Origin of the sequence: Grimontia sedimenti (assembly GCF_011045095.1) — a bacterium.
In the GTDB taxonomy this organism is placed as follows: Bacteria; Pseudomonadota; Gammaproteobacteria; order Enterobacterales; family Vibrionaceae; genus Enterovibrio; species Enterovibrio sedimenti.
Genome location: NZ_JAALDL010000017.1, coordinates 30,899 through 55,487 on the forward strand (window position 1 = coordinate 30,899; position 24,589 = coordinate 55,487).

Below are 24,589 nucleotides of genomic sequence, written 5' to 3' on the forward strand. Positions count from 1 at the left end.
TAATCGTACCACCCCTTGTTATTCCTTGAGAACTTAAGGTGATAGCGGTGATAAAAAGGTGCGAATTCACGCGGCTTCGGCTATGATGATGTGATATGGATCATGTTTTTGGGGCGATTCACAGGGGTAAAACCCAACGTGGTTCACCTTATTTCGAATCAAATTTGAGATAAAGCGTTGTCTCTCTCACAGTTTTGGTCATATAGTGAGCAAAGTGAAGCAGAAATGATGAGTCATTGCTCGCTTTACGCTCCAAAGAAAAACTGTTAGATTGATCACGTTTTTATCCATGGGCACTGAAGTCTTTTAGATTCAGCTCCCGTTACGTTGACTAGGATGTCGGCAACTTTGGATGTTTATCTTGCAAAACTATGTTGATCAGCAATTAGAGCGTCTTAATGCCTTCAACCACGTTAGGTTGGAGCGCGCACGAAGCGCTATGCACTCTCAGGCCGTTAATGTCTTTAACGTATTGCCTGCCTTGCTGCACTTTAATCATCCTGCTGTCCCTGGCTACCTCGAACGTAGCGTCGTCCATGGTATCTGCAATTTCTCCCTTTCAGACGTTCAGCAAGACTTCGTCAACGATTGCGCCCTCGCACTGAATACCCCATCACCGGTTAAGCCATTTTCCCAAGAGCATCCTATTAAAGGCCTGTTCTCGATGGGCAGTACCGCGTCAATGGGTCAAAGCCTCACCAGTGACCTGGATATCTGGGTCTGTGTGCAGGATTGGGTGGCGCACGACGAACGTGACATGCTGGACGCCAAATGTTCACTGATTTCCGACTGGGCGATGTCTCAGGGTGTGGAAGTGAACTTCTTTGTAATTTGCGAGCAGCGCTTCCGCCAGAACATGGCACAGGCGATGACCACGGAAAACTGTGGCTCTACTCAGCACTACCTGCTGCTCGATGAATTCTACCGCTCCGCCGTACATCTCGCCGGCCAACATCTGCTTTGGTATTTGGTGCCACCGGAGATGGAAGGTTGCTACGAAGATTACGTTGGAGAGATGATTGCCAGTGGCGCGATAAAACGCGAAGACTGGGTGGACTTTGGCGGTTTGCCATCCATCCCGGCGGAAGAGTACTTCGGCTCCAGTCTCTGGCAACTGTATAAAAGTATCGATTCGCCTTATAAGTCGGTACTGAAAGCGATTTTGCTTGAAGCTTATTCTTGGGAGTACCCAGGAACCCAGCTTCTGAGCGTTGACGGCAAACGCCGTTTCTTCTCTGGCATGTTGGACGTTTACCAGTCTGACGCGTATTACCTGATGCTGGAGAAGGTCACCCGCTATCTTGAGCGCATCGATGACCACCGCCGTCTTGATCTGGTGCGCCGTTGCTTTTACCTCAAAACCCACGAGAAGCTGACCCGCGAACCAGGCCCTGGCTCTGTGCCATGGCGCCGTGAAGTGCTGTGTATCCTGACCCGTGAATGGGGCTGGACGCAGGAAGACATCGCGCGTCTGGACAATCGCCGTAACTGGAAAGTGGAGGAGGTTAAAGAAGCGCACAACGAGCTGCTTGAAGCTTTGATGTTGAGCTACCGAAACCTTATCCGTTTCGCGCGCCGCAATGACATCACTTCTGCAATTAGCCCTGAAGACATCAGTATTCTGGCACGTAAGCTTTATGCTGCGTTTGAGGTATTGCCGGGCAAAGTGACCCTGCTTAACCCGCAACTGTCACCGGACTTGCATGAAGCGGACCTGAGCTTTATTCAGGTGCCAGAAGGGCGCAGTAACCCGCCGGGTTGGTATCTTTACAAGCAATCATTGAAGCCTGTCGAAATTATCGGCCGCTCGCCGCTCGAACATAACCGTTACCTGTCAAAGCTGGTGGCGTGGGCGTATTTCAATGGTCTGTTGACCGAATCCAGCCGCCTGCATTCAGTGGCACGTAACAGCAATGTCGACATCGACAAGCTTTACCAATTGGTCAGTGACCTTCGAAACACCTTCTCGGTACGTCGTCCGCAGCCTTCTCTGCAGGCGCTGTCGAGCCCTTGTGAAGTACGTAAACTGGCGCTGTTCATCAACCTTGAAAACGACCCGACCACAGAGCTTAAACAGCCTGCGGTGCGTTTTGATTTCAAAAACACAGACATTTTCAGCTACGGCGCTGAGCAGCAGTGTTTGGTTGGTAGTGTCGATTTGGTTTACCGCAACAGCTGGAACGAAGTGCGTACCCTGAACTTCAAGGGTGAGAACGCGATTCTCGACGTACTGAAAACTCTGTTGGGTAAGATGCACCAGGATGCCATTCCACCTGAGTCAGTGGATGTGTTCTGTTATGCGGGCAAGATGCGTGGTTTGATTCGTAACCTGGTTTACCAACTGGTGGCAGAGTGTATCGACATGCGCCTGAAACCGGTCGATCAGGAAAAACGCCGCCGCTTTAAAGCGATTCGTGTGGCAGACCAAACCTTCGGCCTGTTCTTCGAGCGCCGCGGTGTGTCAGTGCAGAAGCTGGAAAACTCCGTCGAGTTCTACCGTTCGATTTCGACCAATAAGGTTCACGGTTCACCGGTTGTGGTATTGGACAAAGACGCTGATATCCATCCGCCGGAAGTGGTCGATGCTTACGCCAGTGAAGGTCTTATCCAGTTCTTCTTTGAAGATTGCGATGATGGGTTCCATATCTATGTGCTGGATGAAAACAACCGCGTGGAAGTGTACCGCCAGTGCAGCGGTGACAAAGAAGAGATGGTGCAGGGCGTAAACCGCTTCTATACCTCTTCGCAGGAAACCGCTAACTTTGCCGGTAAAGGTGTGAATTTCAACCTGCCACAGTTCTACGACATCATCCATCAAGCTGATGGTCGTGCGCAGGTCATCCCCTACAAGAGTGAGCGTCAGTGGCAACGTGCTGATGCGAATACTGACGCCGCCCAATACGCGTCCCGCTGATCAATCCCGATTTCAGAAAAAAGGCTGACAACACATGCTGTCAGCCCCTCTCAATACACTTTAAATCAAGCAGCTTGTTACCAGTCCACACTCTCGCCAGCGTGTTTGGAACATTCTTGCTTCACCATATCCATAAATTCCATGCCACTCTTGCTGCACAGCCATTGGCCTTCCTGGTAGCTGAAATGGAAGCCGCCTGAGCGTGATGCCAACCAGATCTCTTTCATCGGTTCCTGACGGTTGATGATGATCTGGCTGCGGTCTTCAAAATCCAGTGTCAGAACATTACCATTCGTTTCGTAATCGATATCCGCGCCACTCTCGTCGATGCCGTCTTCAATCGCCATCCATTGCTCGTCAACCAGTTCATGGTATTGGCTTGTGTTCATTCTCAGTCGTCCTATTGCTTTTCAGTGCGTTGATGCGATTATAGAGGGCATTAACTTTTAGATCACTGGCAGAAATGATGCGATTAACCCTGAAACTTGCCGCGCTGGCAACAGTAGCCCTGATTTCGGCATGCGGTCAGCAAGGACCTCTCTACTTTCCAGAAGATGCACCTGCGCAAAATGAGCAGGCAAATCCGGAAACGCCGCAGGATACTCAGGAATCCACTCAGCCATAAAACTTTGGACAGGGAAGGACAACGTTGGACTACTTCAATTATCAGGATGACGGGCAACTGTGGGCAGAAAATCTGCCACTGGCGCAGCTTGCAGAGCAATACGGCACACCGCTTTACGTTTACTCGCGTGCGACGCTGGAGCGTCACTGGCATGCGTTTGATAAAGCCGTGGGTGACCATCCGCACCTGATTTGTTATGCCGTGAAGGCAAACAGTAACCTTGGCGTACTGAATGTATTGGCGCGTCTGGGCTCAGGTTTTGACATCGTTTCACAGGGTGAACTGGAGCGCGTATTAGCGGCTGGCGGCGATCCGAAAAAAGTGGTGTTCTCTGGCGTAGGTAAAACCGAACCGGAGATGGCGCGTGCGCTGGAGCTCGGTATTAAATGCTTCAACGTCGAATCAGAAGCCGAGCTGGACCGCTTGAACAAAGTGGCGGGCGAGCTGGGTAAAGTGGCGCCAATCAGCCTGCGTATCAACCCGGACGTGGATGCCAAAACCCACCCGTATATTTCTACCGGTCTGAAAGAAAACAAATTCGGCATCGCGTTTGACAGAGCCCGTGAGGTTTACCAATACGCGAACAGCCTGCCACACCTTTCTGTGCATGGTATTGACTGTCACATTGGTTCACAGCTGACAGAGCTGGCTCCGTTTATCGAGTCGACCGATCGCCTGCTGGCGCTGATTGATGCGCTGGGACAGGATGGCATCTCTATCGATCACCTTGATGTAGGTGGTGGTCTCGGCGTGACTTACAGCGATGAGAAACCGCCAGAGCCGTCTGACTATGCGAAAGCCTTGCTTGACCGTTTGTCGAACCATCAGGATATCGAGCTGGTGTTTGAGCCGGGCCGTGCGATAGCCGCCAATGCCGGTGTGCTGCTGACCAAGGTTGAGTTCCTCAAGCACAACGAAGAAAAGAATTTCGCCATCATTGATGCGGCGATGAACGACTTACTGCGTCCAGCGCTTTACCAAGCTTGGCAGGATATTGTTCCTGTACAGCCACGCCAGGGTGAAGCCAAAACTTATGATTTGGTTGGGCCTGTGTGCGAAACCGGCGATTACCTTGGTAAAGACCGCGCGCTGGCGCTTGAAGCGGGCGACCTGCTGGCGGTGCGTTCATCTGGTGCTTATGGCTTTGTGATGTCGTCTAACTACAACACCCGCTGCCGCGCAGCAGAAGTGATGGTAGATGGCGACCAATCCCACCTGGTGCGTCAGCGTGAGCCGCTGGCATCACTGTGGGAGTTAGAACAGGTACTGCCTGAGTAAAAGGATCCGGATGCAGATACAATTTTCCAAAATGCATGGTCTCGGCAACGACTTTATGGTCGTTGATTGCGTGACGCAAAATGCATACTTCTCTCCGGATATGATCCGCCGTCTGGCGGACAGAAATACCGGCGTGGGGTTTGATCAGCTGTTGGTGGTTGAGCCACCGTATGATCCGGAAAGTGATTTCCATTACCGGATATTTAATGCTGACAGCAGCGAAGTGGAGCAGTGCGGCAATGGTGCGCGCTGCTTTGCCCGTTTTGTGCGAATGAAAGGGCTGACCAACAAAAACCAAATTCAGGTCAGCACCAAAGGCGGCAAGATGATACTCAAGATGGACAGTGACGAGCTGGTTACTGCCAACATGGGTGAGCCTATCTGGGCACCGTCTAAAATCCCCTTCCGCGCAAATGCTGAAGAAAAAACCTATATTTTACGTGTAGAAGATAAAACCCTGTTTGTGGGCGCGGTCAGTATGGGCAATCCGCATTGCGTCACTGTGGTCGATGACATCGATACCTATGACGTGGAAGGCCTGGGTCCGTTGGTGGAATCCCACGAGCGTTTCCCTGAGCGTGTTAATGCTGGCTTTATGCAGGTGGTATCGCGCAATGAAATCCGTCTTCGCGTTTACGAGCGCGGTGCGGGCGAAACCCAGGCGTGTGGCAGCGGTGCTTGTGCAGCAGTCGCTGTGGGCATTTTGCAGGGTTTGCTTGATGAGTCGGTGAAAGTGCAGTTGCCGGGCGGCGATCTGAAAATCCGCTGGAAAGGCGTAGGGCATCCGCTCTACATGACGGGTCCGGCTTCACACGTATACGATGGACAGATAACAGTATGACGGAGCTTTCCAAGCTCGAAGGGCCACTGGCTGAGGCATTGACCGAAGAAGCCGTGGCCGCTTTTCTGAAAGACAATCCAGACTTCTTCCACCGCCAACCTCAACTGGCGGCGCAATTAAGAGTGCCTCATACTGAGCGTGGTGCGGTATCTCTGGTCGAAATCCAACTTGGCCGTTTGCGTGAGCGTGTGGCCGAGCTTGAAGAAGACATTACCCAACTGATGAGTATCGCGGCAGGCAATGAAAACCTGTTTCGTGCTTTCTCCCACGCGCATAAGGCGTTGTTTGCGGCAGAAAGTGAAGATGATATTCATAAAGCCTTGCTGGAACTTGCCAACTCACTGCACCTGGTGGTGAGCCTTCGTCTCTATGACGGTGGACACCACCAGTTAAACCGCAAGAGTGTGGATGCGGTTAAAGCGGCGCATTTCTGTGGCCAGCGAATCTATCTGGGCAGATTGCGCAAAGTCGACGGCGACCAGTTCGTCACTCAGGCACCTGAGCTTGGCTCTTATGCGTTGGTTCCTGTGTTTAAAGGCAAAGAACTGGGCTTTCTGACTTTTGCCAGCCAAGATGGCGGTCACTTCCAGCCAAGCATGGATACTCTGTTCGTCGAACAAATTGCCGAGCACATCGCCATCCTCCTCACTAAGTGGCAGGCGAACGAATGAGTTTGCCTGCCAGCATCGAAAAACCGCTGGCGCGATTCTTTGATTACATGATCCGCGAGCGGGGCTTAAGCCGCCACACCGAAAACAATTACCGCCAACAACTGACCGCCAGTGCTGAGTTTCTGGTGGGGGCAGGCGTGACCAAATGGCAGGATGTCGATGCCGCATGGGTGCGCCAGATTGCAGCCCAAGCCAAGCGCGAACGTCTGAAAGCGGGCAGTATTGCGCTTCGCCTGTCTGCCCTTCGCAGCTTCTTTGATTTTATGGTGTCAGACGGCGCACTGGCGGCGAATCCCGCGAAAGGCGTCGCAGCGCCCAAGCAAGGTCGCACGCTGCCAAAAAACCTTGATGTCGATGAAGTGAATCAGTTGCTGTCGGTGGATGCCGACGATCCATTAGCCGTGCGCGATCGCGCCATGATGGAGCTGATGTACGGCGCAGGACTTCGTCTGTCTGAGCTGATTGGCCTCAACGTTCGCGATGTGGCGATGCGAAAGGGCGACCTGCGTGTGATCGGTAAAGGCGACAAAGAGCGAGTTGTGCCTTTTACCGGTATGGCGAAAGAGTGGCTGTTCAACTGGCTGAAAGTGCGTAACCAACTGCTTAAAGGGCCGGAAGATGCCCTTTTCCTGTCGAAACTGGGAAACCGTATCTCTCCGCGCAGCGTACAAAAGCGTATGGCGGAATGGGGACAGAAACAGGCGGTCAGCAGCCATATCAATCCTCACAAATTGCGTCATAGTTTTGCTACCCACATGTTGGAATCTTCCGGTGATTTGAGGGCGGTGCAGGAGCTTCTGGGTCATGCAGATCTCTCCACCACTCAGGTTTATACCCACCTCGATTTCCAGCACTTGGCTAAAGTGTACGACGCCGCGCATCCCAGGGCGCGTAAGCGTAAAAACGACGACTAACCGCACTACTCACTGCAAGGAGCGCGCATGAAGTTCTATCGCCGCTGGCAACCTATCTCTGCCATGACCTTTGATTTGGATGACACCCTGTATGACAACCGGGTGGTGATTATCCGTGCAGAGCAAATGTTGCTGGATTGGCTGGAAGCGCGCTGCCCGGCGATGACTAATTTTGACTGGCCGCAGTGGCAGGTGATGCGCGCAGAAGTGATTGCAGATGATGCCTCGCTGGTGGGTTTTGTCACTGAAATCCGTCGAGCCCAACTTACCTTAGCGGCTTTACGCTGTGGCCTGAGTGAGGCTAACGCCAAATCTCTGGCTGATGATGGTGTAGCGTTTTTCCTTCATGAGCGCAGTAATTTTACGGTTCCGGAAGACGCGATGCAGATCATGAGTGAATTGGCTGAGCGCTATCCAATGGTGGCGATCACCAACGGGAATGTTGATTGTGACAAGCTGGGCCTGACGCCGCTATTCAAGCAGGTGCTTCAGGCAGGGCCGGACGGTGCAGCGAAACCTGACGGCGCACTGTTTACCAAGGCGCAATCCATCCTGAATATTCCCGCAGACACCATTCTCCATGTTGGCGATCACCTCAAAGCCGATGTGCGCGGGGCAAAACTGGCCGGCTTTAAAGCGTGTTGGTTTAACGACACAAAAACGCCGCTGACATTGCAGCGGCGCGCTTCGTTACTGCCGGATGTGGAAATTTCCGATCTTTCCGATTTGCTCTTACTTGACTAGCTACGATTCTTCAACCAGTTATCGACTGCTGCCATGCCAGGACCCCAAATCATAGTGACAAGTAGCATCACGCCCCACATCTGGTGGTCGAAAAAGCCTTTTGGCCACAGCGCCGGATAAGACACCACGGCAACAATGTTGAAGGCAAACAGGGCAAAAGCCGCTGGGCGGGTGAGAAGACCAAGTGCCAGGAAGATAGGCAAAATGAGTTCCGCTGCCGTGCCGAGGTAGGCCGCCATTTCCCAAGGAAGAAGCGGTACCTGATATTCGTATTCAAACAGGAACAGGGTACTGTCCCAGCTGGCAACTTTGGTTTGACCGGATTTGAAAAATACCCAGGCTACCCAGAGGCGGCTAACCAGCAGAAGAACCGGAATCAAAGGCTTCAGCGCAGATTCCATCAAGTCGTCGATTTTATTGATCACAGCGAACATGTGCGATTTCCTTTTTCTTGTTAATCACTGGCCAGTGCAAAGCTGCTGAAAACACCGCGTAGCATGGCACCGGAAATGTGAGGCAAAAGCTCGGGGTCAATCTCCCCAAACGCGAAATCTTTACAAGCGAGGATCAGCGAGGCTTCTTCATCGCTGATAGTGGTGACACTGATCCCTTCGTTATCTTTCTGCACCAGCAGGGCTTCAGGACGCATCAAATCCAGCTGATTCAATGCCTCCTCATCCTGATTGCTGACCGCTTGCCAGAGCGTGGCGACAGCAAAGTCACTTTTCATCACGGCGGATGCGGGAGAAGCCGTCAGCTGAATACGCGGAAAATCTTCCGGTGTTACTTCTGACAAGGCCTCGACCGGAAAAGCCTCTGGCAATGGCGCTCTGTTCACGCATTGGATATGCCATTCAATCTCAGCGATATCTGCCAGATACGGCACGGCTTCGATGATGTTGGGCAGCGCGCGAATGGTGTCAGCAAACCCGGCGCCATATCGATCGGCGCAGGCGTTATCCATGGTGGTGCCAAGTACGTGGTGACGGGCAATGGCCTGAAAGCACTCTTCACCCACCAGAGCATTGGCGACGGGGTAAATGTTCTCGAGGCATTCAGTCAGGGTCATCACAAAGTTGTTGCGGTAAACCTGTATCAGCGCCTCAGGCTCTGTCACGCCTTCTGCAACAGGTAAATCGTGCGACTCATAATGCAGGGCATCGCGAAATTGATGCTGCAGCGAAGCAAGGCTGGGGGCGCTCATGATGCCTCCTTCACGGATGGCGTGAGGGCTTTGACGATGCGATCGGCTTTTGCCGCTTCACCGAGTAAAACGTCCGGCGTGGGGATATCGCGATCCCATTCAATCAAGGTATGGCGCGCGCCATGCTCGGCAATCCACTTTTCATACAGCGACCACACAGGCTCAGACACGGGTTGGCTGTGGGTATCAATCCAGATTTCCCCTTCGTCCAACTGCTTCACGGTAAAGCCAGCCAGATGAATTTCCTGTACCCACTCAGGATTAATTGCCGCGAGGTAAGTGTCGGTATCAAAGCCATGATTGAAGGCGCTGACATGAATGTTATTCAGATCGAGTAATAAACCACAGCCAGTGCGCCTCGCCACTTCGGCGAGAAACTCCCACTCAGGAATGGTGGAGTGACTGAAGCTTAAGTAGCTCGATGGGTTTTCGACCAACATCTGGCGGCTCAGGTAATCTTGCGTCTCGTCGACATTACGGCAAAACACCTCCAGTGCTTCTTCTGTGTAGGGCAGAGGCAGCAGGTCATTGAAGTACTCGCTGTCAACCGAGCTCCAGCTTAAGTGGTCGGAAACAAAGAGGGGGTCGATGGTGTCGACCAGTTGTTTCAGCTTGCCAAGGTGGTGTTTATTCACCGGATCGACAGATCCCAGTGACAAACCCACACCGTGGCAACTGACGTCATAGTGGCGCCGCAGGGTGTGCAGCGCCTCAAAGGCTTTTGAGTGCGGCAGGAAAAAGTTCTCACTGTGTACTTCTAACCATCCGATATCCGGGGAATGATTAAGAAAGTGATCGTGGTGTGGCTGTCTCAGTCCAACGCCCACCCAAGGAGATACCTTTTCCATACCTGAACCCTTTAGTGCCAATTAAGACGAAGTGGTTGAACCGCCAACCAGACGCTCACACAGACCTTTTGGAACAACGACGAATGCGTCGGTTTGTGCATCTTTGGTTGAGGTGCCTGCACAAGAGCTGTTGTTCGTTGCACAGTCGTTTTTACCGGCTTTCACCACGCCGTAGCATTTTTCTTTTTCTGCTGCTTGAGCGGGAGCAGCTGTCAGGGTAGTAGCACCTACAGCAAGAAGACTGGTAACAGCAGCAGCGACAGCAAAATTGGTCTTTTTCATGATGGTTCCTCTCTTTACAGACTTTTGTCATCAAGATAATCAATAGGTTATTCAGGTAGTCCCTGATGGCACTGTTGGTTATTCAGTGCTCTTCCAAAAGGATAGGTCTCTGGCATAAAAACTTTCGTTATTACGGTTATTTTTTAAGCTTATTTTTCTTCAAATAAACAAAATTATCGCTATGTGTATGATTTTATTATTTTAATTTTCAGGTGTTTTTTTGTCTTGAAACGGTAGACGTTAAAGCGATTCATGAAGTCAGAAAGAGGCAGAAGCCGTTACAGATTCAAAAACAAGCGCAGTGCGATAAGGAGACCTGCAACTCACGACGGTTTATGGGTATAATCCTCAACCAGTGTATAAATAACCAGTGAATGAACGATGGACGTATCCCACCTGATTGACGGTCTGAATGACAAACAACGCGAGGCAGTGGCTGCTCAGCTTGGCAACTATCTGGTTCTGGCGGGCGCAGGAAGTGGTAAAACACGTGTGCTGGTTCATCGTATTGCCTGGTTAATGCAGGTTGAGTATGCCTCGCCGTTTTCGGTGATGGCGGTAACCTTTACCAACAAAGCCGCCGCAGAAATGCGCGGGCGTATTGAGCAGTTAATGCATGGGACGGCCTCCGGTCTTTGGTGCGGCACTTTCCACGGTTTGTGTCACCGTATTCTCCGCGCCCACCATCTGGATGCAAACCTGCCGCAGGACTTTCAGATCCTGGACTCAGACGATCAACAGCGTCTGCTTCGCCGCCTGATCAAAGCGCAGAATCTGGATGAAAAACATTGGCCTGCGCGTCAAGCGTCTTGGTATATCAACGCCAAGAAAGACGAAGGCCTGCGTCCGCATCACATCGATGCCCAGTTTGATCCGGTAGAGAAAACCTGGCTGCGTGTTTACGCTGCTTATCAGGAAGCGTGTGACCGTGCAGGCCTGGTGGATTTTGCGGAATTGCTGCTGCGTTGCCACGAGCTGCTGCGTGATAAAGAGCATATCCGTGAGCACTATCAAGCGCGTTTCCAGCATATTCTGGTGGACGAGTTCCAGGATACCAACAACATCCAATATGCCTGGCTGCGTATGATGGCGGGCAACAGTGCCAAAGTGATGATCGTAGGTGATGATGATCAGTCCATCTACGGTTGGCGCGGCGCGAAAATCGAGAACATCTCCCGCTTCCTGCAGGACTTCCCTGGCGCTGAAACCATCCGTCTTGAGCAGAATTACCGCTCGACTGGCAACATCCTGAAAGCGTCTAACCACCTGATTGAAAACAACGCCGAACGCATGGGTAAGAGCCTGTGGACGGAAGGTCAGGAAGGTGAATTAATTTCTGTATACAGTGCGTTTAACGAGTTGGATGAAGCCCGCTTCGTAGTGGGCAAAATCAAAGCCTGGCAGGACGAAGGCGGCGCGCTGAATGACACGGCGATTTTATACCGAAACAACGCCCAATCCCGTGTGCTTGAAGAGGCCTTGATCCAGGCGGGTCTGCCGTACCGCATTTATGGTGGTATGCGATTCTTCGAACGTCAGGAAATCAAAGATGCGCTGGCGTACCTTCGCATGATTGGTAACCGTTTTGATGACGCGGCTTTTGAGCGCGTGGTGAATACGCCAGCGCGTGGCCTTGGTGATCGCACGCTAGAAACCATCCGTCTTGCTGCGCGCGACCGTGGTGCAACCATGTGGGAAGCAAGTAACCAGCTGCTTGAAGAACAGGTGCTGGCAGGCCGCGCTGCAAACTCACTGCGCCGTTTTGTCGAGCTGGTGAATGCACTGGAAGACGACACCCGTGAAATGGCGCTATTCCAGCAAACGGACTACGTGATTCAGCACTCCGGCCTTCGCGCTATGTACGAAGCGGAGAAAGGTGAAAAAGCGCAGGCACGTATTGATAACCTTGAAGAACTGGTCACCGCTACTCGTCAGTTTGAAGTGCCGGAAGAGGTGCAGGAAGAAATGTCGCCACTGTCGGCGTTCCTTTCTCATGCCGCGCTTGAAGCCGGTGAAGGTCAGGCTGATGAGTTTGACGATGCGGCACAGCTAATGACATTGCACAGTGCCAAAGGCCTTGAATTCCCCATGGTGTTCATGGTAGGTGTGGAAGAAGGCATGTTCCCAAGCCAGATGTCGGCAGAAGAAGCCGGACGTTTGGAAGAAGAGCGCCGCCTTTGTTATGTCGGCATGACTCGTGCGATGAAAAAGCTCTACATCACTCACGCGGAAATGCGCCGAGTTTATGGCAAAGACATGTTCCACAAAGCGTCACGATTTATCCGCGAACTGCCGGAAGATTGCCTCGAAGAAGTGCGAATGCGCGCGAAAGTGTCTCGTCCTGCTGCAGCAACGGGGCGTTTCTCGCAAACCCAGACCCAAGAGAACTTTAACCAGACCGGATTCTCGCTTGGTCAGCGTGTGCAGCACCCGAAATTCGGTGAAGGCACCATCATCAACTTTGAAGGCAGTGGTCAGCAGAGCCGTGTGCAGGTGGCGTTTAACGGGGAAGGCATCAAATGGTTGGTGACCCAATACGCCAAGCTTGAAGCAATGTAATTCGTTTTTTAAAAAAGAAAGGGTGGCTTTGAGCCACCCTTTTGTTTTTTGGCGTGTCGATATGTTGGATTAAGCTGGAGTGCCCCAGGCACTAGCCAGATCGCTGATGAGTGATTCACTCGCGCCAGCGCCTGTCAGGTGCTTCAAGATCACAGGTGCGAATTTCTGCACCATACCTGAGTCCATTCCTAGCATGTTGAACACTTTGTCTACTGACTCCATGTTCGACAGATTGCTGCCTAAATCACCCGGGATCATGCTGGTCAGTGAATCCATACCCGGTACCATTTTCAGCAGTTCGCTGCTTTGGCTTTCACCCAGTGTTTCGTAAGCCATTGCCAGCAGTGCACCCGCACCACCTGCAGCTTGCTTGTCGTCAACACCGAGATCAGTGGAAAGCAGTTCAGTCAGCGGGTTGCTGGCTGTTTCGCTGCTCACGCCTTCCAGCAGGTTAGACGCTTGTTTCTCTGCACTGCCAAGCAGGCTATCCAAATCGGTTGCCTGCGCCGGGATACTCGCTGCACCCAGTAGGGTGCACAGCGCAATCATATTCACTTTACGCAACATTCTTTTGCTCCTGGCGTTATTCCGCCACAACTAAACCTTCGCGCCTTGGGTCAGCTCCGCCTACCAAGGTGCCGCTATCGATAACAATACCGTGTATACCCGAGGTTAAGTCACGAATATTGACTTCATATCCCATTGCTTCAAGCGCTGGCTTGAAACTTTCTGCATCCGTCCCGGCTTCAAGATCGTAGGTGCCAAAACGGTTTACAAGGTGAGGCAGGTCGATGGCAGATTGGATGTCGAGTCCCCAATCAAGGTGCGCGACCAAGGTTTTCGCCACGTAGCCGATGATGCGGCTGCCGCCCGGTGAGCCAACGGCCATGTATGGCTTGCCATCGCGCATCACGATAGTTGGCGACATGGATGAGCGGGGGCGTTTGCCCGGTTCAACACGGTTAGCAATCGGATACCCGTTAGCGTGGGTTTTGAATGAGAAATCTGTGAGCTCGTTGTTGAGCAAGAAGCCTCGTGTCATCAGGCGTGAGCCAAACCCGTTCTCGATGGTGGTGGTGATGGATACGATGTTGCCATCTTTATCGACAATCGAGAAATGGCTGGTGGAAGGCAACTCAATAGACTCGTCATCGGCAAGTTTTGGCGCAACGCTGGCGTGACTGAACTTGGGCTCACCTGGGCTAACTTCTTTCATTGCGCCTTCGGCTGGGATCAGCGCTGCGCGGGCTTTGAGGTATTCCGGAGCCAGCAGGCCTTCGGTTGGAACCGGCACAAAATCGCTGTCGGCGATGTAGCGACCGCGGTCTGCAAACGCCATCCGAGAGGCATCCCCAATCAAGCGCCAGCTTTCCGGATTGTCTTTACCCAGTGACTTCATCGGGAAGTGACTGAGTACCCCCAGAATTTGCCCCACTGTAATACCGCCGGATGTTGGTGGACCCATGCCACAAATACGGTACTGGTGGTAAGGCGCACAAACAGGCTGGCGCTCCACAATGCGGTAATCTGCCAGATCTTCTTTGCTCAGAATGCCCGGGTTGCCCGCGGCGTTTTGCACTGTCGCCACGATGTCAGCGGCAATCTCACCTTCGTAGAAGTTATCAATGTCCTGAGCGACCAGTTTTAAAGTATCGGCATACTCCTGATTCACCAGACGGTGACCGACAGTGAGCGGATTACCATTGTCGTCAAAGAAGTACTGATAGGTTGACGGGTAGCGGCGCAGTCTTTCGGCATCGCCTTCAATCAGGCCCGCCAAACGTGGTGAGACTTCAAAGCCACTCTCTGCCAGTTCAATGGCCGGCGTCAGCACGGCGCGCCACGAAAGATTACCAAATTTGGCGTGGGTATCGTGCATCAGGCGTAATGTGCCCGGCGTGCCCACAGAGCGTCCACCGACCACAGCATCATAGAATTTCAGCGGCTCGCCATTTTCATTTTGGAACAGGGTAGGTGTCGCATCTTTTGGCGCGGTTTCGCGTCCATCAAAGGTGGTGAGCGCCTGCGCATCACTATCCCAATACAGCAGCAGTGCACCGCCACCGATACCTGAGCTCTGGGGCTCAACCAAGCCGAGGACAGTTTGTACTGCCACCATGGCGTCAATAGCATTACCGCCTGCACGCAACATGGCTTCACCGGCTTTACTGGCGTGTGGGTTGGCAGAGGCCACCATCCACTCTTTACCTTTCACGGCCTTGCGCATCACGCTACCGGTCGCAAGCTCCGGCGCAACGGCGTCAGCGGCTTCACCCTGAGTGGTGGCGGCAGCAGGAAATGCGAGTGCAAGGCTGAGTGCCAGTGCGGAAAGAAAAGGGGTAGGGTGCTTTTTCATTGTAATTCCTTTTAACGCCCAAGAGTTGGACTTTGAGTATAGTCCGCAAAAGGAAGAGAAGAGTGTCGGATTATCGAGGCAGAAAAGCTGATTTTTTCCGCTATGGCAGCAAGATAGAGGATTTGGTGGGCGTAAAGGAAAACGGCACCTGCCGGTGCCGTATTGAGAGCTTATTTGCTGCGTTGCTTGCTTCGGTTCCGGACAGCATCAAAGGTAAAGATTGCCAGCGCGGTCCAGATAAAGGCAAAAGTGGTCGCTTTATCTGTCGTGAACGGTTCGTTGTAGAGGCCAACGGCCAACATGAACATGATGGTTGGGCCGATGTACTGGAAAAAGCCCAAGGTTGAAAGACGCAATTTCGTCGCCGCGCCGTTAAAGCAAAGCAGTGGCAGTGTCGTCACTACACCGGCAGCGATAAGAAGGAGGTTTAATCCCCAGCTGTTTTGCATCATGTCTGAGGTGGTGCTGCTGGCGATAAACATCAGGTAAATCAGCGACACAGGCATCAACACCAGAGTTTCGATGAAAAGGCCGGTTGCGGCATCGACGTTTATCTTCTTACGCAGCAGGCCGTAGCAGCCGAAACTACACGCCAGTACCAGTGCGACCCAAGGCAGAGAGCCAAAGGTGATGACCTGAATGGCCACGCCGAGAAATGCCAAGGTTACGGCAACCCATTGTAGCTTTCTAAAGCGCTCACCAAGGAAGACCATACCAAGCACCACATTGATAAGCGGGTTGATGTAGTAGCCGAGACTGGCATCGAGCATCAGGTCATTTTTTACCGCCCAGATAAAAATCAGCCAGTTAGCAGCAATCACCACGGCAGTAATGGTCAGAAGGCCAAGACGTTTTTTGTCTTTCAGCAGCAACTTGACGCGCGCAAGCCCACCGCTTGCATGAAGAATGAGGGCAAGGAAGAAGAAAGACCAAATCACGCGGTGCACCAACACTTCCATTGGTGGCACATCGGTCAGAGCCTTAAAATAAAGCGGAGCGACGCCCCACATGGTGTAGGCGCCAAGTGCCAGCATCACGCCGCGGCGGGTTTGTTGCGCATCATTCACTGCGAAATCTCTACATCTAAAAACGCTAAAGAGCAAAAACCGCCTGATGGCGGTGCATGCAGCGAAAAGTAAGGGTCTGACGTGGATTTTTCCGGTGAATGACTAGGGTCTGTTGACCTTTGGTGGTTAAATTTTGTTCTAGTCATAAGCGTTTTAGGCGCGGCGAGGTGTGTGCCGCCTAGTTATTCTAAGCAAATACACCTCAACAAAGCATAAAACGCTTATGGCAGAACCCTTCGGGCAGCGTTTGTGGCGACTTTCTCCTGCGTTATCGGCTTCTCATGTAGGCCACTACACGTCGAAGCCTCTGCCTTGCATAAAGTCGCCACAAACTGCTGCAAAAATCATCACCAAAGGTCAACAGACCCTGGCATCCACATCATATATAAAAGTTTTTGCTGCTTTGGCCAGTATATGGACTTCCCTTTTTGAAGCACACCTTTTCTGTTGAGAAAAATTGAACTGACAGTTCGTCGTCGTTGACCTTTTATCCATGCTCCGCTGCGTTTAGAATGAGCGGCTATTAAATGATGAGAGGCTCTATGACCGTTACCGATTCGGCCGAAATGACACCACCACTGGCGCACGACGAAACTGTTCTGCAGGAAGTGTTCGGCTATCACAGTTACCGCGACGGTCAGAAAGAAATCATTGATGCCGCAGTTGGCGGGCGTGACTCATTGGTGATCATGCCAACAGGCGGTGGCAAGAGCCTCTGTTATCAAATTCCTGCCTTGGTGCGCGATGGCCTCACCGTCGTGATCTCGCCGTTGATCTCCTTGATGAAAGATCAGGTCGACCAATTGCTGGCGAATGGCGTGCAGGCAGCATGTCTCAACTCTTCGATGAATCCAGACGAGCAATCGGCCACGTGGCAATCGCTGCGCAATGGCTCGCTCAAGCTGTTGTACGTATCGCCAGAGCGCATTCTGATGCGTGATTTTATCGAGCGCCTGCAGTCGGTAAACCTTGGCCTGATTGCGGTCGATGAAGCGCACTGTATTAGTCAGTGGGGACACGATTTTCGCCCTGAATACGCGCAACTTGGCAGCCTGAAGCAGCATTTCCTCGATGTGCCTGTGATGGCGCTGACTGCGACGGCTGATGACACCACGCGACAGGATATCTGCCAGCGTCTGGCCCTCAATGACCCGCATATTTATCTTGGTAGTTTTGACCGCCCGAATATCCGCTACACCTTGGTGGAAAAGCACAAGCCTCTGGCACAATTGACCCAGTTTCTGGCAACCCAGTCCGGTCAGAGCGGCATTGTTTACTGCAACAGCCGTAAACGTGTCGAGCAGGTGGCAGAAAAGCTGATTGGCAGTAATATCCGCGCCGCAGCTTATCATGCAGGCATGACGAACGAGCAGCGCGCCTGGGTGCAGGAAGCGTTTCAGCGAGACGATGTACAGATAGTCGTTGCGACCGTCGCTTTCGGCATGGGCATCAACAAACCCAATGTGCGTTTTGTGGTGCACTACGACATCCCGCGCAATATCGAATCCTATTATCAGGAAACCGGCCGTGCCGGGCGTGATGGCCTGCCAGCAGAAGCGGTGATGCTCTATGACCCGTCAGACATTGGCTGGCTGCACCGCTGCTTGGAAGAAAAGCCGGATGGTCCGCAAAAGCTGGTGGAAAGCCACAAGCTCAATGCCATGGGCGCGTTTGCCGAAGCGCTGACATGCCGCCGTCTGGTGCTGCTGAATTACTTTGGTGAGTATCGCGAGAAGCCTTGCGGCAACTGCGATATCTGCCTTGACCCGCCGACGCTGTTTGATGGTACTGAGCAAGCGCAAAAAGCCCTGTCCTGTGTGTACCGCGTAAACCAGAACTTCGGTGTGGGCTACACGGTCGAAGTGCTGCGCGGGATGCAGAATCAGCGTATCAAGGAATACGGACACGAGAAGCTCAGCACCTATGGTCTGGGGAAAGCGTTCAGCCATGAATACTGGGTCAGCATTTTCCGTCAGCTTATCCACCGTGGTTATCTTGTGCAGAACATCGCTAGAAGCTCTGTGCTGCAATTGACCGAAGAGGCGCGCCCGGTGCTTCGTGGGGAAATTTCTCTTGAGCTTGCAGTACCGAGATTAGGGCTGTCGCCACGTAGCAAAGCTGACAAGCTTGGTAAGCGCAACTACGACAAGAAACTGTTCGCCAAGCTTCGCAAGCTCCGTAAAGCGATTGCGGATGAAGAAGACATTCCACCATACGTGGTCTTCAACGATGCCACCTTGATTGAGATGGCAGAGATGATCCCAACCTCACAAGGTGAGCTGCTGGCGGTGAACGGTGTCGGTCAGCGCAAGCTCGAAAAATACGGCAACGTATTCCTCGATGTGATTGAAGACCATATCACCCTTAATGACGACGAGCCGAGTTATGGATAACCCTACTTTCCGTCTTTCCCACCATGACAGCGAAGCAGGTCGGTTGGTGCTGGCTGCAGATGCGCTGGATTTTGATAACGCCGAGCAACATCTGATGGCGTTTTGCCAACTGATTGACGCTAAGGTCACGGAAAAACAAACCGACGCGGATTTACTGAGCTGGCTTATCGACTTTGAAGGCGTGCCATTTATGCTGCGTGCCGAACATTACAGCGCCAGTGTTTGGCTGGAAAGGCTGGGCGCAGAGGGTGATGAAGAGCTTACCTTTCTGAATACCTGGCTGTCGAAACAGCTTGGCTAAGCCGCATTAGAAACCGACTAATTTGAAGCAGTTGGCATTCGCTGGAATTGATGTATAATTCGCCACCTTCTTAGGAGCCAGATCACAGAATCTGGTGAGTTGGTAATTTGGGTTCCCTCACCCCCAATGACAAAAAGGTTCACAATGAGCACTTTTACGCCCGCGCAACAGCGCAAAGCCCTCTCTTTCCTGGTGGTTTTCCACCTGGTTATCATTGCATCCAGTAACTACCTGGTTCAGCTGCCATTTACCGTTTTCGGGTTTCACACCACTTGGGGTGCGTTTACTTTCCCGTTCATTTTTCTGGCAACCGATCTAACCGTTCGCATCTTTGGTGCGGGCCTTGCGCGCCGGATCATTTTCGCGGTCATGGTACCGTCGTTACTGATCTCCTATGTGCTGTCGGTCCTTTTCTACCAAGGCGAATATCAAGGGCTGGGTCATCTGACTGAGTTTAATCTGTTCGTTGCGCGTATCGCTGCAGCAAGCTTTATGGCTTATCTGCTGGGACAAATCCTCGATATCCATGTTTTCAACCGTCTGCGCCAAACCAAGCAATGGTGGGTAGCACCAAGTTGTTCAACGCTGTTTGGCAATGCGATTGATACCCTGGCGTTCTTTGCGATTGCTTTCTACAACAGTCCGGATGCCTTTATGGCGGAGAACTGGGTGGAAATCGCGCTAGTCGATTACGCATTTAAACTGGTGATTAGTCTTGGCTTGTTCGTTCCTATGTACGGTGTGCTGCTGAACTATATTGTCAGCCGTATTACCCGTGTGAACGAAGCGGTTGAAACCAAACTGGTTTAACAGCGAAATCAACGCAGAATATTGAGGGAAAGAGAGCCGGTCGAAAGACCGGCTTTTTTTATGTCTTAACTTCAAGCGCTATAATCGAAACACGAGCGTCTTGGCGCTAATCATTTCAAGGACTATCCCATGATCATTCGAGAAGGCACGCTGGCGGAAGCTGTGAACGTGCTCAGCCAGATTGATGAATTTGCCCATCAGGAATCCCTCGAGTCACTAAAAAAACGTATCGGTGACAAGCCTTCATTGGTATTGGTTGCTGATATTGACGGAGAGCTTTGCGGTGTCAAAGTTGGCTATCAGTTAGATGATGAATGTTTTTACAGTTGGCTGGGTGGCGTGACCAAAACTGGTCGCCGCCGCGGTATTGCACAGGCGCTGTTACATGCGCAGGAACGTTGGGTGGCAAAACATGGCTATACCAGTCTCAGAGTGAAGTCCCGGAACTGCTTTGCAGGCATGCTGTGTTTGCTGCTTAACAACCACTACCAGATTGAACATCTGGAGAAGAAAGAGGCATTGGGGCAATATCGCCTTCATTTTGTGAAGAAAATCACACCTGTGGCATGAAGGTAAAAAACAACAAAAATACTGCTTGCTAAATGGTAATGAGAATGATTATTATTTGTCTTGTTCGAGGGCAAGTGGGAAACTTACTTTCGGACACACGACATTGCTCACATTGCTTCCAGTATATGTTTTTTGCATGAAACTGCTTACGTTGTGCAGTTGACCCTGATGCAGGCGACGCTTTTGCTCAAAAGCGTCGCTTTTTTCTTTTTTATCCTAGCTAAACCCTACGCCAGTTCAACCAGCTTACTGACCAGCTTAGCGATCCCCGCATTTGCCTGACTGACAGAGGTTGCCAGCATGTATGCCGGTGTTGAGAGTAGGCGACGGCTTTGATCCAGCACGAAGTCATCCACTGGGCAATCAATGTGTTCACCGCCCATGGCGTTGAAAGCCGCTGCGGTCTGCGGATCGTTACCGATAGTCCCTTTCGCACCGGGGCCATACACTTTCGGGATCAAGACGGGAGAGATACAGACATAGCCCGCCGGTTTTTCTGCGATGGCGAATGCCTTACACACGCGCAGCACTTCTTTCTCGATCTCCATTTCTTCGTCGCTGGTGGCAAAGGTGCTCAGGTTCTTAGCAACGCCAAATCCGCCGGGTAGCAACAGGGCATCAAACTCATTCACATTAAGTTCGCTGAGTGGCGTTACTTCACCGCGGGCAATGCGCGCCGCCTCTACCAGAACATTGCGTGTTTCACCGGATTCCTCACCCGCGGCGTGATTAATCACATGGTGTTGATCAACATCCGGCGCGAAGCAATGCCAGGAAGCCCCCGCCTGTTCAATGGCCAACAGGGATAAAACAGATTCATGGATCTCTGCGCCGTCGTAAACCCCACAACCAGCCAGAATGACTGCCACTTTCTTCATAAATGCGTCCTCATTATAAATTCGGGACAGGCAATCAACACTCATTCCTAGCCTGTCAGCTCATCAATGCTAGGCTAGTTTATGAGCAAACTGGTAGGGATTTGAATCTAACCGGATCACATCCTTACAGATCGATAAAAGAAAATTTTTCTGGATAACTCGATCATGCCACTAATTTCTTTTTCCACAGTCGATGATCGGCGATCGATCCTGATCACGATCAATGACTTAAGGTTAAGTGTCTAAAAATTATAAGGTAAATTTCTTTCCCTTATGGCATTCCGAATTTGATCTACAGACCTGAAAATAAATACCAACAAACTTATCCACAGCGATTTTTAGTGAATGAGCTGTGTATAAGGCTTATGCACAGGGTGGGGAAGGTCGGCTAAGTAGAGAAGAATAATGTTGTAAATCCAAAGCGATCACCTTGGCATTCCTGAGCCGAAGAGCGAAATCTCGGGTTAACAGACTCCGGAACTCGTGGCATCCTTACCCATCAATCATTTTCCGGTTAGCTTATAACGTTATGGCGACGACTTCTGATAACCCGTTGATCCTGGTCGACGGCTCTTCTTATCTCTACCGCGCGTACCACGCTTCTCCAAACCTGACCAATGCCAATGGCGAGCCAACAGGTGCCGTTTATGGCGTGGTGAACATGCTGCGCAGCTTGGTGAAACAGTATCCGCAATCTCATGTGGCGGTGATTTTCGACGCCAAAGGCAAGACCTTCCGTGACGACATGTATGCGGAATACAAAGCGCACCGTCCGCCAATGCCGGATGATCTGCGCAGCCAAATTGCTCCGCTGCATCAAATCATTGAAGCCATGGGTTTCCCGATGCTGGTGATTGAAGGCGTTGAAGCGGATGACGTTATCGGCACACTGGCTGTGCAAGGTTCTAAGGCAGGCATGCCAATCCTTATCAGCACCGGTGATAAAGACATGGCGCAGTTGGTGGATGAAAACGTCACCCTGATCAACACCATGACCAACGTGATCATGACGCCACAAGGCGTTCATGACAAATACGGTTTTGGCCCAGAGCACATCATCGATTACCTCGCGTTGATGGGCGATAAAGTCGATAACATTCCGGGCGTACCGGGTGTGGGTGAGAAAACCGCCACGGCGTTGATCGCCGGTATCGGTGGTCTGGATGCGCTGTATGACAACCTTGATAAGATTGTAGACCTTAGCTTCCGTGGCTCAAAAACCATGGCGAAGAAGCTAGAAGATAACAAAGAGAATGCTTACCTCTCTTATCAGCTTGCGACTATTAAGCTTGATTGTGAGCTGCCGTTTAAGCCGGAAGAACTGATTAACCGCGCGGCAGATAACGACAAGTTGGTTGAGCTTTTCACAGAACTGAACTTCAAGCGCTGGCTGGCAGAAGCCCAAAGTGGCAGTGCAGGTGTTGATGCCGTCGCAGAGCGCGCAGCTTCTGGCGCTTCATCAGCGAAATCGTCTGCCAAAGCAGAAGCGACATTCGAAGCCGCTGCGATTGATCGCAGCCAATACGAAACCATCCTGACACAAGAAGACTTCCAGCGCTGGATGGAGAAGCTGAAGAAAACCAATGTCGTGGCTTTCGATACCGAAACCGACAGCCTGGACTACATGGAAGCCAACCTGGTAGGCATTTCCTTCGCCGTTGCTGAAGGTGAAGCGGCTTACCTGCCGCTGACTCATGATTATCTGGATGCGCCGAAACAGCTCGACAGAGACTGGGTGCTGGCAGAAATGAAAGCCTGGCTCGAAGATGCCGGTGCGCTGAAAGTTGGCCAGAACCTGAAATACGATGCGAGCGTGCTGGCACGTTACGATATCGCGATGCGCGGTATTGCTTACGACACCATGTTGGAATCTTACGTGTTCAACAGCGTGGCAGGTAAGCATGACATGGATAGCCTGGCACTTCGCTACCTGCAGCACAAGTGCATCAGCTTTGAAGAGATTGCCGGTAAGGGCAAGAAGCAGCTGACGTTCAATCAGATTGAAATGGATCAGGCGGCTCCTTACGCAGCAGAAGATGCTGATGTCACCCTGCGTTTACACAATGCCCTGATGGCGCAGCTCGACAATGACGAGAAACTGAAAGTTATTTTCGAACAGTATGAAATGCCGTTGGTGCCAGTACTGTCGCGTATTGAGCGCCATGGTGTGTTGATCAGTGCGGAAATGCTGGCGAAGCAATCTCAGGAAATTGCGACTCGCTTGGACGAGCTCGAAAAGGAAACTTATGAGATTGCCGGTGAAGAATTTAACCTGAGTTCACCCAAGCAGCTTCAGGCGATCCTGTTCGAGAAAATGGGTCTTCCTGTGTTGAAGAAGACGCCATCAGGTACCCCTTCTACTAACGAAGAAGTGCTTCAGGAGCTGGCGCTGGATTACCCGCTGCCAAAACGCATTCTGGAATACCGTGGACTGGCAAAGCTGAAATCCACCTACACCGATAAACTGCCGAAGATGGTGAAACCAGCTACTGGCCGTGTGCACACTTCTTATCATCAGGCAGTAACGGCAACGGGTCGCTTGTCATCAACCGATCCGAACCTTCAGAACATTCCTATCCGCAATGAAGAAGGCCGTCGTATCCGTCAGGCGTTTATCGCACCGGCAGGTAAGACCATTCTGGCAGTCGACTACTCGCAAATCGAACTTCGTATCATGGCGCACCTGTCTGGTGATGAAGCGCTGATTGATGCTTTCCGACACGGCAAAGACATCCATGCGGCAACGGCTGCGGAAGTGATGGGGATTGATATCAGTGATGTGACCTCAGAAATGCGTCGTCGTGCTAAAGCCATTAACTTTGGCCTTATCTATGGCATGAGTGCGTTTGGCTTGGCAAAACAGCTCGGCATTCCACGTGGTGAAGCGCAGCAATACATGGAACGCTACTTCGAGCGCTACCCTGGTGTGCGCCAGTACATGGAAACCACCCGACTGCAGGCTGCGGAGCAGGGCTATGTAGAAACTATCTTTGGCCGCCGTCTTCACCTGCCGGAAATCAAATCCAGTAATGCCATGCGTCGCAAAGGGGCAGAGCGCGCTGCAATCAATGCTCCTATGCAGGGAACGGCAGCAGATATCATCAAACGCGCGATGATTTTGGTGGATGCCTGGATTCAAACCCAACCTGAGGGTCGTGTGGCGCTCATCATGCAGGTTCACGATGAATTGGTGCTGGAAGTAGATACCGAACACCTTTCTGACATTGAGCAACAGGTTTGTAAGTTAATGGAATCTGCTGCGCTGCTGGAAGTTCCGCTGGTCGCTGAGTCTGGTTGCGGCGAAAACTGGGATCAGGCGCATTAAATCAGGCGG

General features: G+C 51.9%; 22 protein-coding genes. 13 read left to right on the plus strand and 9 right to left on the minus strand.

Features of this window, described 5'->3' with window-relative positions; translation table 11 throughout:
• Window positions 1–361: 361 nt before the first annotated feature.
• Window positions 362–2,914, plus strand: coding sequence for a class I adenylate cyclase (locus tag G5S52_RS19075; protein ID WP_497707159.1), 2,553 nt, complete (start codon window positions 362–364; stop codon window positions 2,912–2,914).
• A gap of 77 nt (window positions 2,915–2,991) precedes the next feature.
• Here the strand turns inward: G5S52_RS19075 and cyaY are convergent, their stop codons facing one another.
• The gene (gene cyaY, locus G5S52_RS19080; protein ID WP_165017445.1) at window positions 2,992–3,303 is read right to left on the minus strand and encodes an iron donor protein CyaY; all 312 of its coding nucleotides are present in this window, start codon (window positions 3,301–3,303) and stop codon (window positions 2,992–2,994) included.
• A 74-nt stretch (window positions 3,304–3,377) separates the two neighbouring features.
• Between cyaY and lptM the strand changes: the two genes are divergently transcribed.
• From lptM to G5S52_RS19110, 6 genes are read left to right on the plus strand one after another with little or no spacing between them, the layout of a single operon-like run.
• Entirely contained in the window at window positions 3,378–3,539 is a 162-nt protein-coding gene (gene lptM, locus G5S52_RS19085) for an LPS translocon maturation chaperone LptM (RefSeq protein ID WP_165017448.1), read from the plus strand.
• A gap of 24 nt (window positions 3,540–3,563) precedes the next feature.
• Window positions 3,564–4,817 carry a diaminopimelate decarboxylase gene (gene lysA / locus G5S52_RS19090; RefSeq protein ID WP_165017451.1) on the plus strand — a complete coding sequence of 418 codons (1,254 nt, stop codon included), beginning with the start codon at window positions 3,564–3,566 and terminating at the stop codon, window positions 4,815–4,817.
• A 10-nt stretch (window positions 4,818–4,827) separates the two neighbouring features.
• On the plus strand, window positions 4,828–5,658 hold the full coding sequence (dapF, locus tag G5S52_RS19095; protein ID WP_165017454.1) for a diaminopimelate epimerase: 831 nt from the start codon (window positions 4,828–4,830) through the stop codon (window positions 5,656–5,658).
• Window positions 5,655–6,329: a DUF484 family protein gene (locus G5S52_RS19100; protein ID WP_165017458.1), complete on the plus strand. Its 675-nt coding sequence runs from the start codon at window positions 5,655–5,657 to the stop codon at window positions 6,327–6,329. Before dapF ends, G5S52_RS19100 begins: the two co-directional genes overlap by 4 nt.
• Window positions 6,326–7,243, plus strand: coding sequence for a tyrosine recombinase XerC (gene xerC, locus G5S52_RS19105; RefSeq protein WP_046305546.1), 918 nt, complete (start codon window positions 6,326–6,328; stop codon window positions 7,241–7,243). Before G5S52_RS19100 ends, xerC begins: the two co-directional genes overlap by 4 nt.
• A gap of 27 nt (window positions 7,244–7,270) precedes the next feature.
• The gene (locus tag G5S52_RS19110; protein ID WP_165017461.1) at window positions 7,271–7,987 is read left to right on the plus strand and encodes an HAD-IA family hydrolase; all 717 of its coding nucleotides are present in this window, start codon (window positions 7,271–7,273) and stop codon (window positions 7,985–7,987) included.
• On the opposite strand, the gene G5S52_RS19115 is transcribed toward G5S52_RS19110, so the two are convergent.
• The 4 genes from G5S52_RS19115 to G5S52_RS19130 are packed head-to-tail and all read right to left on the minus strand — an operon-like array spanning window position 7,984 to window position 10,321.
• Window positions 7,984–8,421 (minus strand): DoxX family protein, encoded by a 438-nt coding sequence (locus G5S52_RS19115; RefSeq protein WP_165017464.1) that lies wholly within the window; start codon window positions 8,419–8,421, stop codon window positions 7,984–7,986. The two genes, G5S52_RS19110 and G5S52_RS19115, sit on opposite strands and share 4 nt — an antisense overlap.
• A gap of 20 nt (window positions 8,422–8,441) precedes the next feature.
• Entirely contained in the window at window positions 8,442–9,191 is a 750-nt protein-coding gene (locus G5S52_RS19120; RefSeq protein WP_165017467.1) for an HvfC/BufC N-terminal domain-containing protein, read from the minus strand.
• Complete coding sequence (gene bufB, locus G5S52_RS19125; RefSeq protein WP_165017468.1) at window positions 9,188–10,039, minus strand: MNIO family bufferin maturase; 852 nt, start codon at window positions 10,037–10,039, stop codon at window positions 9,188–9,190. Before bufB ends, G5S52_RS19120 begins: the two co-directional genes overlap by 4 nt.
• 21 nt (window positions 10,040–10,060) lie before the next feature.
• Window positions 10,061–10,321: a BufA1 family periplasmic bufferin-type metallophore gene (locus G5S52_RS19130; protein ID WP_002539675.1), complete on the minus strand. Its 261-nt coding sequence runs from the start codon at window positions 10,319–10,321 to the stop codon at window positions 10,061–10,063.
• A gap of 381 nt (window positions 10,322–10,702) precedes the next feature.
• On the opposite strand from G5S52_RS19130, the gene uvrD reads away from it, so the two are divergent.
• Entirely contained in the window at window positions 10,703–12,880 is a 2,178-nt protein-coding gene (gene uvrD / locus G5S52_RS19135; RefSeq protein ID WP_165017470.1) for a DNA helicase II, read from the plus strand.
• A gap of 69 nt (window positions 12,881–12,949) precedes the next feature.
• Here the strand turns inward: uvrD and G5S52_RS19140 are convergent, their stop codons facing one another.
• The 3 genes from G5S52_RS19140 to rarD all read right to left on the minus strand — a co-directional run bounded on the left by G5S52_RS19140 (window position 12,950) and on the right by rarD (window position 16,303).
• Complete coding sequence (locus G5S52_RS19140; RefSeq protein ID WP_165017489.1) at window positions 12,950–13,447, minus strand: DUF2780 domain-containing protein; 498 nt, start codon at window positions 13,445–13,447, stop codon at window positions 12,950–12,952.
• A gap of 16 nt (window positions 13,448–13,463) precedes the next feature.
• Entirely contained in the window at window positions 13,464–15,236 is a 1,773-nt protein-coding gene (ggt, locus tag G5S52_RS19145; RefSeq protein WP_165017492.1) for a gamma-glutamyltransferase, read from the minus strand.
• Between the two features lie 170 nt (window positions 15,237–15,406).
• On the minus strand, window positions 15,407–16,303 hold the full coding sequence (gene rarD, locus G5S52_RS19150; RefSeq protein WP_165017496.1) for an EamA family transporter RarD: 897 nt from the start codon (window positions 16,301–16,303) through the stop codon (window positions 15,407–15,409).
• A 542-nt stretch (window positions 16,304–16,845) separates the two neighbouring features.
• Here rarD and recQ point away from each other — a divergent pair.
• The 4 genes from recQ to G5S52_RS19170 all read left to right on the plus strand — a co-directional run bounded on the left by recQ (window position 16,846) and on the right by G5S52_RS19170 (window position 20,377).
• Window positions 16,846–18,696 (plus strand): ATP-dependent DNA helicase RecQ, encoded by a 1,851-nt coding sequence (gene recQ / locus G5S52_RS19155; RefSeq protein ID WP_165017499.1) that lies wholly within the window; start codon window positions 16,846–16,848, stop codon window positions 18,694–18,696.
• Window positions 18,689–18,997, plus strand: coding sequence for a DUF3630 family protein (locus G5S52_RS19160; RefSeq protein WP_165017502.1), 309 nt, complete (start codon window positions 18,689–18,691; stop codon window positions 18,995–18,997). Before recQ ends, G5S52_RS19160 begins: the two co-directional genes overlap by 8 nt.
• A 144-nt stretch (window positions 18,998–19,141) precedes the next feature.
• Window positions 19,142–19,807 (plus strand): 7-cyano-7-deazaguanine/7-aminomethyl-7-deazaguanine transporter, encoded by a 666-nt coding sequence (locus G5S52_RS19165; protein ID WP_002539687.1) that lies wholly within the window; start codon window positions 19,142–19,144, stop codon window positions 19,805–19,807.
• A gap of 129 nt (window positions 19,808–19,936) precedes the next feature.
• Complete coding sequence (locus G5S52_RS19170) at window positions 19,937–20,377, plus strand: GNAT family N-acetyltransferase (protein ID WP_165017505.1); 441 nt, start codon at window positions 19,937–19,939, stop codon at window positions 20,375–20,377.
• 227 nt (window positions 20,378–20,604) lie between these two features.
• Here G5S52_RS19170 and elbB read toward each other — a convergent pair whose 3' ends face one another.
• Window positions 20,605–21,255, minus strand: a complete 651-nt coding sequence (gene elbB, locus G5S52_RS19175) for an isoprenoid biosynthesis glyoxalase ElbB (protein WP_165017508.1) — start codon at window positions 21,253–21,255, stop codon at window positions 20,605–20,607.
• 529 nt (window positions 21,256–21,784) lie between these two features.
• Between elbB and polA the strand changes: the two genes are divergently transcribed.
• Window positions 21,785–24,580, plus strand: a complete 2,796-nt coding sequence (gene polA, locus G5S52_RS19180) for a DNA polymerase I (protein WP_165017511.1) — start codon at window positions 21,785–21,787, stop codon at window positions 24,578–24,580.
• Window positions 24,581–24,589: the final 9 nt, after the last annotated feature.

Coding starts and splice junctions, on each gene's coding strand:
- cyaY (WP_165017445.1), bottom strand. CDS start 3,303: ATGAACACAAGCCAATACCATGAACTGGTTGACGAGCAATGGATGGCG.
- lptM (WP_165017448.1), top strand. CDS start 3,378: ATGATGCGATTAACCCTGAAACTTGCCGCGCTGGCAACAGTAGCCCTG.
- dapF (WP_165017454.1), top strand. CDS start 4,828: ATGCAGATACAATTTTCCAAAATGCATGGTCTCGGCAACGACTTTATG.
- G5S52_RS19100 (WP_165017458.1), top strand. CDS start 5,655: ATGACGGAGCTTTCCAAGCTCGAAGGGCCACTGGCTGAGGCATTGACC.
- xerC (WP_046305546.1), top strand. CDS start 6,326: ATGAGTTTGCCTGCCAGCATCGAAAAACCGCTGGCGCGATTCTTTGAT.
- G5S52_RS19110 (WP_165017461.1), top strand. CDS start 7,271: ATGAAGTTCTATCGCCGCTGGCAACCTATCTCTGCCATGACCTTTGAT.
- G5S52_RS19115 (WP_165017464.1), bottom strand. CDS start 8,421: ATGTTCGCTGTGATCAATAAAATCGACGACTTGATGGAATCTGCGCTG.
- G5S52_RS19120 (WP_165017467.1), bottom strand. CDS start 9,191: ATGAGCGCCCCCAGCCTTGCTTCGCTGCAGCATCAATTTCGCGATGCC.
- bufB (WP_165017468.1), bottom strand. CDS start 10,039: ATGGAAAAGGTATCTCCTTGGGTGGGCGTTGGACTGAGACAGCCACAC.
- G5S52_RS19130 (WP_002539675.1), bottom strand. CDS start 10,321: ATGAAAAAGACCAATTTTGCTGTCGCTGCTGCTGTTACCAGTCTTCTT.
- uvrD (WP_165017470.1), top strand. CDS start 10,703: ATGGACGTATCCCACCTGATTGACGGTCTGAATGACAAACAACGCGAG.
- G5S52_RS19140 (WP_165017489.1), bottom strand. CDS start 13,447: ATGTTGCGTAAAGTGAATATGATTGCGCTGTGCACCCTACTGGGTGCA.
- ggt (WP_165017492.1), bottom strand. CDS start 15,236: ATGAAAAAGCACCCTACCCCTTTTCTTTCCGCACTGGCACTCAGCCTT.
- recQ (WP_165017499.1), top strand. CDS start 16,846: ATGACCGTTACCGATTCGGCCGAAATGACACCACCACTGGCGCACGAC.
- G5S52_RS19160 (WP_165017502.1), top strand. CDS start 18,689: ATGGATAACCCTACTTTCCGTCTTTCCCACCATGACAGCGAAGCAGGT.
- G5S52_RS19165 (WP_002539687.1), top strand. CDS start 19,142: ATGAGCACTTTTACGCCCGCGCAACAGCGCAAAGCCCTCTCTTTCCTG.
- G5S52_RS19170 (WP_165017505.1), top strand. CDS start 19,937: ATGATCATTCGAGAAGGCACGCTGGCGGAAGCTGTGAACGTGCTCAGC.
- elbB (WP_165017508.1), bottom strand. CDS start 21,255: ATGAAGAAAGTGGCAGTCATTCTGGCTGGTTGTGGGGTTTACGACGGC.
- polA (WP_165017511.1), top strand. CDS start 21,785: ATGGCGACGACTTCTGATAACCCGTTGATCCTGGTCGACGGCTCTTCT.